Source organism: Micromonospora sp. WMMD812, from assembly GCF_027497215.1.
Lineage (GTDB): Bacteria > Actinomycetota > Actinomycetes > Mycobacteriales > Micromonosporaceae > Micromonospora.
Genome location: NZ_CP114904.1, coordinates 5,092,600 through 5,105,621, shown reverse-complemented (window position 1 = coordinate 5,105,621; position 13,022 = coordinate 5,092,600). Strand labels below are relative to the sequence as shown.

Genomic DNA, 13,022 nt, shown 5'->3' with positions numbered 1-13,022 from the left:
TCATCGCCTCCGCCGGCCGGCGGGAACGGCCGCGTCCTCCGCCGACGGCTCGTCACCGTCCGGGGACCGCTCGGCGCCGGCCACGTGCCCGGCGACTCCGGCCGAGCGGCGGCGCAGGGTCTCCGCCGAGCCGCGCAGCTTGCCGCTGAGCGCGTCGATGCCGTTCCCGGCCGCGGCGGTCGCCGCGGCCTTTCCGGCGACGGCGAGCGGACCGCCGAGACGGCCGAGGTTGGCCAGATGAGGGTTCGACTGCAGGAGGTCCGCACCTCGCTTCAGCAACCCGCCGGGGTCCCGGCTCGCCCGGCCGGCCGCGACCGCGGCGGCCAGAGTGAGGGCGGTACGCATTTTGCGGCGGCGCCCCAGCAGATAGCCGAAACCCACCGCGAGCCCGATTCGTGCTCCGCTGTTCATCAGTTCTCCTTCGCTCCCCCGCGGTCCGGACGCCTGCTGCGGTCGGGGCCGAAAGAGGGCCCGATGACCAACGTAAGCGGGACCTCGGTCAGGCGTCCCGTATTGGCGGACCCGGCGGGCAGTACCCCGAGGCATAGCCGCGAAACCGCGTACGCAATGTCGGGGAAAAGCGTCGGACAATGAATTCCGAAAAGCGGGGAGCCGATGCGCTAAAACGGACGTCAGGGCCCAGAGATGCAGCTCAGGCGCTTGCTCGCATCAGCCGGAAAGAGAACGCAGATGTGATCAGAGAGCTGGCGGTGTCGAATCCAGGCAGATTTCCGCGTACACCTTGTCGCCGTCGGCGCGCAATTTTGCGCCGCTTTTCTCGAGCACCGAGAGAGCCCCGGTGTTCTCCCGGGTGGTCTCGGCGACGACCGCCCGCATCCCGGCCGCCGCCGCCTCGTTGAGCAGCTCCCGCAGGGCCGCTCCGCCGATCCCCTGGCCGCGGGCCGACCGGCCCAGCCACATCCCGGTCTCCACCGTCCCGGGCTCGTCGCGGAGGGCCATCCGGACCATCCCGACCACCTCGCCGCCGGCCAGGATCGCGTACATCTGGGTGCGGGTCGGGCCGGTCAGCCCGCCGAAGCTGGCCCGGTAGAACTCGCGGAACGCCTCCCGGCGGGCCAGCGACCAGCCGGCCGGCGCCTCCACCGGCGGCATGACGTCGCCGGGCTCCGCCTCGGCGGCCGCTACGGAGAGCAACGGCTCGAGGTTCCGCTCGTCCACCGGCTCCAACCGGACCGATCCCGCCACGTGCCGCAGTCTGCCGGCCCTATCGGGAGAAGTCCACCCCATCGGGCCGCCACTGGCGGTACGTCGGCAGGTATCGGCCGGTCGGGCCGAATGGTGTTCCGCCTCACGCTCCGCTGTCGTCGGGGTTGAACTCACAGAGCACCACGGAGGCGTCGTCCGACCGCTTGTGCCGGCGCAGCCGGTCCGGAAGGTCGCGTTCGGCGGCGCGTACCCGGTCGATCAACGCGGCCGGCCCCTCGACCGTCAGCAGGTCCAGCAGCCCCGCCCAGTCCACCACCCCGAACTGCTCGACCGCGCTGGACGCCCCGTCGCTGAGCAGCGCGGCCCGGCGCAGGGCGTCCCGCCCGCGCAACGCCACCGTCCCGGTCACCGCGTGGTACGCCGCGTCCGGGTCGGCCGCGGCCACCCAGTAGCCGTGCGTCCGGTTCATCCGCTTCCGCTGCACTCCCACGGCCTCGCGGAAGCGGCTGGCCCGATCGCCGGCGCCGGCCGGGATCGTCGCCACCGTCCGGCGCAGGTCGGCCATCGCCGCGTCCAGCCGGTCGTCGGAGACCACGGTGATCCGGCCGCCGGCGTCCAGCACCAGCGGGCTGTCGCAGAGCACCAGGTAATCGACCTGGTCGCCGCCCTCGCGCAGCAGGCAGACCGTGCTGGACGGGGTACCCGGATGGTCCAGGTCGCACTCGTCGGCGTGGTCGGCGCGGACCGCGAGGATGGCCGCGGCCAGGTTGCTCATCAGCGTGGCCGCCGGCCGGGCCGCCTCGGCCAGCCCGATCCGGGCGGCGAGGTGCCGGACGTACCACTCGGGCCCGTGCACGCAGCCGGTGTCGAAGCCCTCCGGCACGGTCGCCCCGTCCAGCACACCGACCAGCGGCCCGAAGCGGAACACCAGGTCCTCGTTGACGTCCCGCCCCGGGGCGGGAGCGGAGGCGGAACGGACCCGCATCAGCGGAGCCCGTCCCACCGCCCGCACCGGCTCAACGCCGGAACTCACCGGCGGCCTCCTGTGCCTGCCCCCGCACCTGCTGGGTGGCCGACCGGCCCTCTTCCCGGACGGCGGACGCACCGTGCAGGGCCGTCGAACCGACCGAACGGGCCGCCTGTCGCGCCGGCTCCCGCATGTTGTCGCGGAGCTGGTGGCCCATCTGGCTGGCCTGCTCCCGCAGCTCACCGGAGTGCTGGCTGAACTGCTGGCCGGCCATCCCCTTGGCCTGCCCGGCCCACTGCCGCTCCTGACGGCTGGGCGGGATCAGCGCGGAGGCCAGCAGCCCGGCGCCGAAGGCGATCACACCGGCCGCGAGCGGGTTACCCTGCGCCTGTTCCCGGGACTGCTGCCCGAGCGAGCGGGTCTCGTCGCGCACCGAACCCGCGGCGTTCGACATCCGCTGCCCGGCACCGTGTCCGTCCATCTGTGTGCCCATCACCTTCTCCTTGACCCGGTTGAGCGTGCCACGCGCCTGGTCGACGCGGTCGCCGGCCATTCGTCGCGGGTTGACCCTGTCGGCCAGCGCGTCGACGTTGTCGCTCAGGTCTCTGCGGGTGTGCTCGATCTCCTGCCGTATCCGGTCCGGATCGGTCGACATCGTCTGCTCCCTCCCGGCTCGCTACCGGCCGCGCAGGGCGTCCGGCAACTGCCGTGCGGTCTGTTGCGTGCGCGGCAGCACCGCTCGGATCTGCCGCAGCTTCGTCCGCCCGGTGACGGCCAGGATGGCGGTGACCACCGCCCAGAACCCCGCCACGATGAGCGCGGCCCAGCCCTGGTCCATCACGTTGGACAGACCCCACCAGGCGGCGTACGAGACGAAGAGCACGGTCAGGAAACCGGCCAGCGCGGCGCCGGCGAACATGCCGCCGGCCTTACCGGCCTGGCTCGCCTCCTCGCGCAGTTCCGCCTTGGCGAGCGCGATCTCCTGGCGGACCAGTGTGGACATGTCGCGGGTCACGTCACCCAGCAGCTCGCCTACCGACTGGGTGCGCTCCCTGGTCGGGGCGCTCACGGTGCCACCCCGCCCGGGACGTCGGGATCCTGCCGGTTGGCGGGCGACACGTTCTGCGCGCGCGCCGTGCCGGCATAGGGCCCTTCGGCGGTGTACGGTGCCTGCACGCCGCGCTCGCCCGGCTGCGGACCGGCCTGCATCGGCTGACCCGCCTGGCCCATCTGCCCGGTCTGACCCGTCTGGGCAGCCGAGCGCTGTCCGTCGCCGGACGAGGCCAGGTTCCGGGTGAGCCGGCCGACCAGCAGCCCGGCCACCGCCGCGCCGGCGAGGAAAATGCCCGGGTGTTGGCGGGCGTACCCACGCACCTCGTGCAGCATGTCGGCGGGTTCGCGGTTGTCGATCCACCCGGCGGTGCGCTGCGCGGCGTCCGCCGCCCGGCGAACGGCCTCCCCGGCCATCCCGGAATCACCGCGATCGGCCATCGAGTCGAGGTCTCGGCCCAGACCGCGCAGCCGCTCGGCGGCGTGGTGCTGCTGCGACCGGGCCTGCTCACGCAACTGCGAGGTCGCCTCGCCGCCCAGGTGACGCGCCTGCTGCCCGGCCTGAGCGGCCACCTGCCGGCCCTGCTCCGCCACGACGTGACCGACCTGGCCGCCGGCCTGTGCGGTCTGCTGGCCGACCCGGGAAGCCTGCTGGCGCGCGTGTTCGGTGGTGCTGGTCGGCGGTCTGTTCTGGTTGATCGCCGTCATCACACACTCCCTCCTCGCCCCGGACCACGATGAGAGCCCTGGGGACCCCACCCGCCTACCCGCCCGGTCCGGGGCCATTCGTGTGCCGTCCGGCGGGCGCCGCCCCCGACCGAGTCGCGATCCGGCCAGGTCACGCGCCCCTTCGCGGACGTGTCCATCAGGGGTCGCGGGGAGGTCGGCGGCGAGAACGGACGGGCCCGACCCGGGGCACGCGGCGTGGCGGATCCACCAGGGGCGGCGAGACGGGACGTCGGGTGCCCGCGCGGACCTCGGCGCCGGCAGCGCGACCTCAGCGGCGGCGGTTGCGGGCGCGGGAGGAGCGCAGCCGGCGCAGCCGGCCGATCAGGACCGGCTCGGTGGCGAGCGCGGCCGGGTTGTCGAGCAGACCGTTCAGCAGTTGGTAGTAGCGGGTGGCGGAGAGCCCGAAGGTGTCCCGGATGGCCTGCTCCTTGGCGCCGGCGTGCCGCCACCACTGCTGCTCGAACGCCAGGATCCCGCGTTCGCGCTCGGTCAACCCGACTCCGGCGCTCGCGTCGGCGTCGGCGTCGGCGTCGGCGTCGGCGTCGGCGTCGGCGTCGGCGTCGGCGTCGGCGTCGGCGTCGGCGTCGGCGTCGGCGATCTTCCCCGGCGGCCCGGCCGCGCCGGTAGCCGGAACCGCCTCCGCCGCCGGCGCTGAGCGGGGCGGCGGGACAGCCGCGGCACCGGCCCGGGCGGTACGCGTCGTGCCCTCCTCGTCCGCGGGACGGGGAGCGTCGGTGGGCGGCTCGGCGGCGGCCGGGGCGGCGTCGGCGGAATGCATGGCGCTCCTCGGGCGGGCGGCCGGCACGGCGACGCCGACCGGGGGACCCCCAGCCTAACCAGGGCGGACGCCGGTCGCATCCGCCGTCATGGCCGGGCGGCCGGGCGCACGGTTTCCCGCAGCGCCCGGCCGTCCGGCGTGGACGGTCAGGAGATGTCGCGCCGACGCATCGCCCAGAGCGCCGCGCCGAGGATCACCACGACGCCGACCGCGAACAGCGCGGAGGATTGCTGCCAGGTGATGTCCAGGGTGTCCGGCTTGCACTCGCCGGTGAAGGTGGCGTTGCAGGCGTCCCAGTCCTCCAGGGTCACCTTCTTCTGCATCCAGGCCAGTGCGTACGTGGGCAGCAGCCACGCCTGGGCGAACCGGGTGCCGGCCATCTCCAGCAGGATGCCGAGCCCGAACTGACCGACGACCATCACCGCGACCACGCCACCGAGGGCCATCGCGGTGTGTCGGCCCAGCGAGGCCAGCGCGAAGCCGACCGTGGTGACCGCCAGCACCAGCACCAGCCCGCGCAGCCCGGTGAGGGCGAACGACTGCCAGGCGCCGGAGGTCATCTTCGCGGTGCTGCCGCGGAACATCGCGACCAGCCAGAACCCACCGAACCAGAGCAGCCCGGCGGAGACGGTCACCGCGAACACACCGGTGAGCAGGGCGGCCAGCTTGTTGAGCAGGACGGTCAGCCGCTTGGGCCGCCAGAGCAGCAGGTTCATCATGCCGCCGCTGTTCCACTCGGCCCCGACGAAGGACGCGCCGACCACGAAGCCGACCAGCGCGAGGATCGCCGCGAACGGGATCAGGGTGAAGGTGAAGCTCTTGCGGAAGTCGAACGTCGACGGCAGGAACCACCGCGCCTCGAAGGCCTCCCTCGGCGGGGGCGAGATCATGGCACAGTCCGGCGGGTAGCGGTCGGCGTTCACGCCGGCCGCCTTGTCCCGCTCGCACGAGGCACGTTCCTGCTCGCTGTAGCGCACCTGCTCCTGGTACTGCTGCTCGGCCTGTCGCTCGGCCCGGGCGTGCGCCGTGGCGTCGATCTTCTGGTTGCTGAAGAAGACCCCGACCACCACGGCCGCCAGCACCAGCAGGCCGAGCAGCGTCATGTAGCGGGTGAAGCGCCGCTTGACCAGCCGGCGCAGCTCCGTACGGTAGAGGCTCACGCGCCCCACCCCCCTCCGGCGGCACCGGACTGCTCCGGCCCACCGACCTTCGTGGACTGGTCGACCTGCCGGTGCTGGCCGGGTACGGGCGCGGTGGCGGTCAGTTCGAGGAAGACGCTCTCCAGGTCGACGGCGACCGGAGCCAGCTCGCTGACGTAGAGGCCCTGCTCGGCGAGGAGCCGGGTGACGGTCGCGGGCTTGTCCACGCCGCCGAGCATCAGGTGGTCCGGATGCCCGGTGACCCGGATCCCGGCCCGGGTGAGCGCGTCGGTGGCCGCCGGCAGGTCGGTGACCGCCTCCAGGCGCACCCGGACCGCGCCGGAGGAGTGCTGGGCGAGCACCTGCTCGACGGGGCCGAAGGCGACCCGGCGGCCCAGCGAGATGATGGTGACCGAGTCGCAGATCAGCTGGATCTCGCCGAGGATGTGGCTGGACAGCACGACGGTCATCCCCGACTCGGCCAGGTTCCGCATCAGGGTGCGCATCTCCCGGATGCCGCCCGGGTCGAGGCCGTTGGCCGGCTCGTCGAGGATCAGCAGCTTCGGGTTCTTGAGCAGGGCCGAGGCGACCGCCAGCCGCTGCTTCATGCCGAGCGAGTAGGTCTTGACCCGCTCGCCGGCCCGGTCGCGCAGCCCGACCAGCTCCAGCACCTCGTCGATGCGGGTGGCCGGCACGTCACCCGCGGACGCCAGCAGGGAGAGCGTGTCCCGGGCGGTGAAGTGCGGGAAGAACTGCGGGCTCTCGACGATCGCGCCGACCTGTCCGGCCACGACCGGCAGCGCGGCGGGCACCTCGTGCCCGAGGATGCGCATCCGGCCGTCGTTCGGCCGGATCAGGCCGAGCAGCGTACGCAGCGTGGTGGTCTTGCCGGATCCGTTCGGGCCGAGGAAGCCGTGTACCTGCCCCGCGTCGACCCGCATGTCGAAGCCGTCCAGGGCGTTGCGGGTGCCGCGCCGACGACTCTTGTACGTCTTACGTAGACCTTCTATCTCCAGGACAGCTGGCAAGCTGCACCTCCCCCGTTGGCGGTTCGTGACAGGCGACACCATACGCGGTATGCAGAGGCGCGCAATACCGGGTATGCATCGACGCGCCGAAAATGTCCGATCGGGATGGCGCGGTAACACTGCGCGATCGTCAGGCGCAGATCACGTGCACCCCGGCGGCCCGGAACGCGTCGACCACCTCGGGGTTGGCGCCCGAGTCGGTGACCAGGGTCTCCACCCGGTCCACCGGGCAGATCCGGGCGAACGCGTGACCGCCCAGCTTGGACGAGTCGGCGATGACCACCACCCGCTTCGCCCGGGCGACCATGAGGCTGTTCATCGCCGCCTCGCCCTCGTGGTGGGCGGCCGCGCCGAGCTGCGGGTCGATCGCGTCCACGCCCAGCAGGGCGATGTCCAGGGTCACCTCGCGCAGCAACGCCCCGCCGAGCGGGCCGACCAGCTCGAACGACTTCGGCCGGACGACCCCGCCCGCCACCACGACCTTCATCCGTGAGCGGACCAGCAGCTCGTTGGCGATGTTGAGGGCGTTGGTCACCACGGTCAGTTGGGCGCCGTCGGCACTGGTGTTGAGGTCCGGCCGGACGGCCAGGGCCCGCGCCACCTCGGTGCTGGTGGTGCCGCCGTTCAGGCCGACCACGGTCCCCGGCGACACCAGCGCCGCGGCGGCCGCGCCGATCCGCTGCTTCTCCGCCGAATGCTTGGCGGTCTTGTAGCGCAGCGGCAGGTCGTACGAGACCCCGTTGGCGACCGCGCCGCCCCGGGTCCGGGTGATCATCTGTTGCTGGGCGAGCTGGTCGAAGTCGCGCCGGATGGTCGCCTGGGAGACGACCAGCCGCTCGGCGGCCTCCTCGACGCTGACCCGACCGCTGTCGGTCAGCATCTCGAGCAGGGCATTCCATCTGGCGTAGCGGTCCACCTCGGGTGCCCTCCCAGCGACTGCACGATCGGTGATTGATTGCGTGCACAGTAGTGCGCGAAACTACGAGGGCGCAAAACATCGGCCTGCGCGATCCGCCGGCCGGTTGCGACAGGCACCCGGGTTCGCGCAGAATGACGCGCGAAACACGGGTGTAACGAACCGTATTACGCACGGCCGTCCCCTGCGAGGAGTTCTCATGGCGTACGTCGACGCGGAGATCGCTAGCCAGCCCGACTGCTGGCGGGAGGCGGCGAAACTGGCCGCGGGCTCCCGCGTCGAGCTGCCCGCCCGCGGCGAGCGGGTCGCCGTCGTCGGGTGCGGCACGTCGTGGTTCATGGCGATGGCGTACGCGGCGCTGCGCGAGCAGGCCGGCCACGGCGAGACCGACGCCTTCCAGGCCTCTGAGTTTCCCGCTGGGCGCCGCTACGACCGGCTGGTCGCGATCACCCGCTCCGGCACCACGACCGAAGTGGTGGAGCTGCTCGACGCGCTGCGCGGCCAGTTGCCGACCACGGTGCTCGTCGGCGACCCCGGCTCGCCGGCGGTGCAGCTGGCCGACGCCGCCGTGCCCATGCCCTTCGCCGACGAGCGGTCGGTGGTGCAGACCCGCTTCGCCACCACCGCGCTGGCCCTGCTCCGCGCCCACCTGGGCGAGAACGTCGAGGCGCTCGCCGCCGACGCCGAGGTCGCGGTGCGCGCCCCGCTGCCGATCGACCCGACCCGGATCGAGCAGGCCACCTTCCTCGGTCGGGGCTGGACGGTCGGGCTGGCCCAGGAGGCCGCGCTGAAGTGCCGGGAGGCGGCCACCTTCTGGGCCGAGGCGTACCCGGCGATGGACTACCGGCACGGCCCCATCTCGATCGCCGCTCCCGGCCGGCTGGTGTGGGCGTTCGGCGCGCTCCCCGACGGGCTGCCGGAGGACGTCGCCGCGACCGGCGCCGCCTTCGTCCACAGCCGGACCCACGGCTGCCGTACGGTGCTGGGCAGCTGGGCCGCCGGCCGCAACCCGGTCGACCCGATGGCCGACCTGATCCTGGCCCAGCGTTTCGCGGTCGCCCTCGCCACCAGCCGTGGCCTCGACCCGGACGCGCCCCGGCACCTGAGCCGGTCCGTGGTGCTCGCATGAACGACGGCGACGTCGTCGTCGCGCTCGACGTCGGCGGGACCGGCATGAAGTGCGCGCTGGTCCGCCCGGACGGCGGCACCGTGCACAGCGAACGGCACCCGACCGACGCCGCGCGGGGCCCGCAGGCCGTGGTCGACACGATCCTGGACGTCGCCGAAGGGCTGGCCGACAAGGCCCGCGCCGACGGCCGTACCCCCATCGCGCTCGGCGTCGCCGTGCCCGGCGTGGTCGACGAGGCACGCGGGGTCGCGGTCTGGTCGGCGAACATCGGCTTCCGGGACGTACCGCTGCGGGACCTCGCGGTGGCGCGGCTCGGCCTGCCCACCGCGCTCGGCCACGACGTGCGGGTGGGCGGCCTCGCCGAGGCCCGGCTCGGCGCCGGCCGCGGCGCGGGGCACGTCCTCTTCGTCGCGATCGGCACCGGCATCGCGGCCGCGCACGTGGTCGACGGCTCGGCCAGCGTCGGCGCGCACGGCGCGGCCGGAGAGATCGGCCACATCCTCGTACGCCCGGGCGGCCCGCGCTGCGGCTGTGGGCGGCCCGGCTGCCTGGAGGCGGTCGCGTCGGCCGCCTCCGTCGGCCGCCGCTACGCGGAGCTGGCCGGGGAGTCGGCCACCGCGGCCGAGGTCGCCGAGCGGGCCGCGGCCGGTGAACCGCTGGCGATCCAGGTCTGGGGGGAGACCGTCGAGGCGCTCGCCGACGGCCTCGCCACCGGGCAGGCGCTCTTCGACGTCGCGACGATCGTGCTCGGCGGCGGGCTGGCGCAGGCCGGCGAGCGGCTGCTCGACCCGCTCCGCGCGGCCCTGCACGAGCGGATGACCTTCCACCGGGAGCCGCGGCTGGTCGGCGCGGCCCTCGGCGACGAGGCCGGTTGCCTCGGCGCCGCACTGCTCGCCCTCGACGCCCTGGGCGTCCCGAGAACCGTGGAGAAGCGATGACCGTGCGGGTGAGCGGCAAGGTGGTGACGCCGACCGGCGTCATCCGGCAGGGCTGCGTCGAGTGGGACGGCGGCCGGATCACGGCGGTGGCCGAGTACCCGGCCGTGCGGGACGGGCACTGGATCCTGCCCGGCTTCGTGGACATGCACACCCACGGCGGCGGCGGGCACACCTTCACCACGGGGGACGCGGAGCAGGCCCGGGAGGCCGCCGCGTTCCACCTCGGGCACGGCACCACCACCCTGCTGGCCAGCCTGGTCAGCTCCCCGTTCGAGCTGATGCGGTCGGCCACCGCGGCGTACCGCCCGCTGGTGGACTCCGGCGTGCTGGCCGGCATCCACTTCGAGGGGCCGTACCTCTCGGCGGCGCGGTGCGGCGCGCAGAACCCGGAGTTCCTCCGCGACCCGTCCACGGACGAGCTGGCCGAGCTGATCGAGCTGGGCGGGGACGCGATCCGCATGATGACGATCGCCCCCGAGCGGGACGGCGCGCTGGAGGCGATCAAGCTGCTCACCGCCCACCGGGTGGTCGCCGCGGTCGGCCACACCGACGCCACGTACGACGAGACGCGCACCGCCGTCGCGGCGGGCGCCAGCGTCGGCACCCACCTGTTCAACGGCATGCGGCCGGTGCACCACCGCGAGCCGGGCCCCGTGGTCGCCCTGCTGGACGCGCCGAACGTGGTCTGCGAGCTGGTCGCCGACGGGGTTCACCTGCACGACGGCACGCTCACCTTCGCGACCTCGGTGGTCGGCCCCGAGCGGGCCGCGCTCATCACCGACGCGATGGCCGCCGCGGGAATGGCCGACGGCGAGTACGAGCTGGGCGGCCAGGCCGTCACCGTGGCCGACGGGGTGGCCCGCCTCGCCCGGGACGGCGCCATCGCCGGCAGCACCCTCACCATGGACGCCGCGCTGCGGCACGCGGTCGCCGCCGGCATCCCGATGGCGGACGCCACCCGCATGGTGGCCACCACCCCGGCGCGGGCCATCGGGCTCGGCGACCGGGTCGGCTCCCTCCAGGTCGGCCTCCGCGCCGACCTCGTGGTGCTCGACGACGAGCTGAACGTGGTCCGGGTGCTGCGCGACGGCGCCTGGCAGGAGTAGCCGGCCCGGTCAGCGTGGGGCCGGGATCTCCACTCCGAGCACGGCCTGCTCGTCGGGGCGGTGGACCAGCACGTCCGCCAGGTACGACTGCACCGCGTGGCGCATCCCGACGTCCCGGCCGGCGCGCTCGGAGAGCAGCCACTTGTGCTCGATGATCTGCGCGAAGAGCTCCTGCGGCTCCAGCTTGCGGCGCAGATGCGCCGGCACCGCCCGGACCACCGGTTCGAAGACCTCGGTCAGCCAGCGGTGCGCGGCCTGCTGCTCGTCGGTGAGGTCGCTCTCCGCCCGGTACGCGTCCAGGTCGTTGAGGAGCTTGCGGGCCTGGTTCTCCTCGGCGTCCAGGCCGGTCAGCCGCAGCAGCCGGCGCGTGTGGTAGCCGGCGTCGACCACCTTCGGCCGGAGCAGGTAGCGCCCGCCGTCGATGGTCGAGACGGCGATCTCGGCGACGTCGAACCCGAGTTCGTTGAGGCCGCGGATCCGGCTCTCGATGTCGTGCCGGGCCTCCCGCTCGACCTGCTGCTCGTACGTGATCTCGTGCCAGAGCCGCTCGTAGCGCTGCACGACCTCCTCGCAGACGACCTCGGGGTCGATCGACTCGTGCAGCAGCCCGGCGGCCTGGAGGTCGAGCGCCTCGCCGAAGATGTTCACCCGGGCGATCTCCAGGTCCTCGCCCCGCTGACCGTTCGAGAGCGAGGGCCGCAGCGCGCCGGTCTCCGCGTCCACCAGGTACGCCGCGAACGCCCCGGCGTCCCGTCGGAACAGGGTGTTCGACAGCGAGCAGTCGCCCCAGAAAAAGCCGGTCAGGTGCATCCGGACCAGCAACGCGGCGAGCGCGTCGAGCAGCCGGCCCATGGTCTCCGGACGCAGGGTGTGCGAGAAGAGCGCCCGGTAGGGCAGCGAGAACTGCAGGTGCCGGGTGATCAGCACCGGGTCCAGCGGCTCGCCGTCGTCGGTCTGCCGGTCGGCGACGATGGCCACCGCCTCGACCGCCGGGAAGTCGATCCGCTCCAGGGCCCGGAGCAGGTCGTACTCCCGCTCGGCGACCCGCTCGCCGGTCTCCTTGACCGCGTACACGTAGTCGCCGAGCCGGACGAACCGGACGATGTGCCGGGAGATGCCCTGGGGCAGCGCCACCAGGTGCTGGGCAGGCCACTCCTCCAGCGGGGTCGACCACGGGAGGTCGAGCAGCGCCGGGTCCACGAGAGCAGACGTGATCCGCACGGGAACAAGCATGCCGGGCCGCGCTGCGAAGCGCTTCCCATCGTGGCTGGGCCCACAGCACACCGGTAGCGTGGTCGCGTGCGGGAGACCACGGCGGTGCGCGGAGCGGTGCGGCCACGACCGGTCCGCCCGGCCGGCTGGTGGTACGACGTGCTGCTGCTCGCCGCGCTGGTCGGCCTCACCGTGGCGCTCACCGCCCACCAGCTCTTCGGCCTCGACCGGGCGGTCGCGGACTGGGCCGAGGCGCACCGGCCGACCGCGGCGTACTGGGTGGCCCGGGTGTTGAACCTGCTCGGCCAGGGCACCCCGCTGACCCTGATCGCGGCCGGGCTCGGTGTGCTGCTCGCGGTCCGGGTCCGCTCGATCCGGCCGGTCCTGCCGCCGGTCGTCGCGTTCGTGCTCACCTACCTCACCATCGGGCCGCTCAAGGTCTGGACGGCCCGCCCGGCGCCGAGCGCCAGCCTCAAGGAGCCGTTCCTGCCCGCCGAGCAGACCCTGCCGCTCTTCCAGCAGGACCTGCCGGTGCGCTTCGCCCAGTCGTACCCGTCGGGCCACGTGGCCAACGCGATCGTCTGGTACGGCGTCCTGGCGCTGCTGCTGGTCCCGCTGCTGCGCAGCTACGGTCGCACCGTCCCGCCCCGGGTCGTGCTCGCGGTCCGGGTGCTGCCCCCGCTGATCGTGCTCAGCACCACCACCTACCTGGGGTGGCACTGGCTCACCGACTCGGTGGCCGGGCTGCTGCTCGGATTGCTGCTGGACCGGCTGCTGCACCGGGCGCCCTGGGACGACGTGCCGCTGCCGGCCCGGCTGCCCGGCTCCGGCCGCACCGGAATGTTCACCTCCGGCACCTAGCC

General features: G+C 73.6%; 15 protein-coding genes. 4 read left to right on the top strand and 11 right to left on the bottom strand.

The window, feature by feature from the left end; all coding sequences use genetic code 11:
* The 10 genes from O7603_RS23605 to O7603_RS23560 all read right to left on the bottom strand — a co-directional run bounded on the left by O7603_RS23605 (position 1) and on the right by O7603_RS23560 (position 7,774).
* Complete coding sequence (locus O7603_RS23605; RefSeq protein ID WP_281571968.1) at positions 1 to 411, bottom strand: hypothetical protein; 411 nt, start codon at positions 409 to 411, stop codon at positions 1 to 3.
* A 285-nt stretch (positions 412 to 696) separates the two neighbouring features.
* The gene (locus O7603_RS23600; RefSeq protein ID WP_281571967.1) at positions 697 to 1,206 is read right to left on the bottom strand and encodes a GNAT family N-acetyltransferase; all 510 of its coding nucleotides are present in this window, start codon (positions 1,204 to 1,206) and stop codon (positions 697 to 699) included.
* Positions 1,207 to 1,309: 103 nt separating this feature from the next.
* Complete coding sequence (locus O7603_RS23595; RefSeq protein ID WP_348651087.1) at positions 1,310 to 2,152, bottom strand: hypothetical protein; 843 nt, start codon at positions 2,150 to 2,152, stop codon at positions 1,310 to 1,312.
* 31 nt (positions 2,153 to 2,183) lie between these two features.
* A complete protein-coding gene (locus O7603_RS23590; RefSeq protein WP_281571965.1) occupies positions 2,184 to 2,789 on the bottom strand; it encodes a DUF3618 domain-containing protein in 606 nt (201 codons plus the stop codon).
* A 21-nt stretch (positions 2,790 to 2,810) separates the two neighbouring features.
* Positions 2,811 to 3,203, bottom strand: a complete 393-nt coding sequence (locus tag O7603_RS23585) for a phage holin family protein (RefSeq protein WP_281571964.1) — start codon at positions 3,201 to 3,203, stop codon at positions 2,811 to 2,813.
* Positions 3,200 to 3,892 (bottom strand): hypothetical protein, encoded by a 693-nt coding sequence (locus tag O7603_RS23580; protein ID WP_281571963.1) that lies wholly within the window; start codon positions 3,890 to 3,892, stop codon positions 3,200 to 3,202. Before O7603_RS23580 ends, O7603_RS23585 begins: the two co-directional genes overlap by 4 nt.
* Positions 3,893 to 4,181: 289 nt before the next feature.
* Entirely contained in the window at positions 4,182 to 4,691 is a 510-nt protein-coding gene (locus O7603_RS23575; protein WP_281571962.1) for a DUF3263 domain-containing protein, read from the bottom strand.
* Positions 4,692 to 4,837: 146 nt separating this feature from the next.
* A complete protein-coding gene (locus tag O7603_RS23570; RefSeq protein WP_281571961.1) occupies positions 4,838 to 5,851 on the bottom strand; it encodes an ABC transporter permease subunit in 1,014 nt (337 codons plus the stop codon).
* Positions 5,848 to 6,858, bottom strand: a complete 1,011-nt coding sequence (locus O7603_RS23565) for an ATP-binding cassette domain-containing protein (protein WP_281571960.1) — start codon at positions 6,856 to 6,858, stop codon at positions 5,848 to 5,850. The genes O7603_RS23570 and O7603_RS23565 overlap by 4 nt, the downstream gene beginning before the upstream one ends.
* Positions 6,859 to 6,988: 130 nt before the next feature.
* A complete protein-coding gene (locus tag O7603_RS23560) occupies positions 6,989 to 7,774 on the bottom strand; it encodes a DeoR/GlpR family DNA-binding transcription regulator (RefSeq protein WP_281571959.1) in 786 nt (261 codons plus the stop codon).
* A 199-nt stretch (positions 7,775 to 7,973) separates the two neighbouring features.
* Here O7603_RS23560 and O7603_RS23555 point away from each other — a divergent pair, with 199 nt between their 5' ends.
* The 3 genes from O7603_RS23555 to nagA are packed head-to-tail and all read left to right on the top strand — an operon-like array spanning position 7,974 to position 10,947.
* Positions 7,974 to 8,903: a sugar isomerase gene (locus O7603_RS23555; protein ID WP_281571958.1), complete on the top strand. Its 930-nt coding sequence runs from the start codon at positions 7,974 to 7,976 to the stop codon at positions 8,901 to 8,903.
* Positions 8,900 to 9,841: an ROK family protein gene (locus O7603_RS23550; protein ID WP_281571957.1), complete on the top strand. Its 942-nt coding sequence runs from the start codon at positions 8,900 to 8,902 to the stop codon at positions 9,839 to 9,841. The genes O7603_RS23555 and O7603_RS23550 overlap by 4 nt, the downstream gene beginning before the upstream one ends.
* Positions 9,838 to 10,947 (top strand): N-acetylglucosamine-6-phosphate deacetylase, encoded by a 1,110-nt coding sequence (gene nagA / locus O7603_RS23545; RefSeq protein WP_281571956.1) that lies wholly within the window; start codon positions 9,838 to 9,840, stop codon positions 10,945 to 10,947. Before O7603_RS23550 ends, nagA begins: the two co-directional genes overlap by 4 nt.
* A 9-nt stretch (positions 10,948 to 10,956) precedes the next feature.
* Here nagA and O7603_RS23540 read toward each other — a convergent pair whose 3' ends face one another.
* Complete coding sequence (locus O7603_RS23540; RefSeq protein ID WP_281571955.1) at positions 10,957 to 12,180, bottom strand: DUF4032 domain-containing protein; 1,224 nt, start codon at positions 12,178 to 12,180, stop codon at positions 10,957 to 10,959.
* A 96-nt stretch (positions 12,181 to 12,276) separates the two neighbouring features.
* Here O7603_RS23540 and O7603_RS23535 point away from each other — a divergent pair, with 96 nt between their 5' ends.
* Complete coding sequence (locus tag O7603_RS23535) at positions 12,277 to 13,020, top strand: phosphatase PAP2 family protein (protein ID WP_348651086.1); 744 nt, start codon at positions 12,277 to 12,279, stop codon at positions 13,018 to 13,020.
* The last annotated feature ends 2 nt before the right edge of the window (positions 13,021 to 13,022 follow it).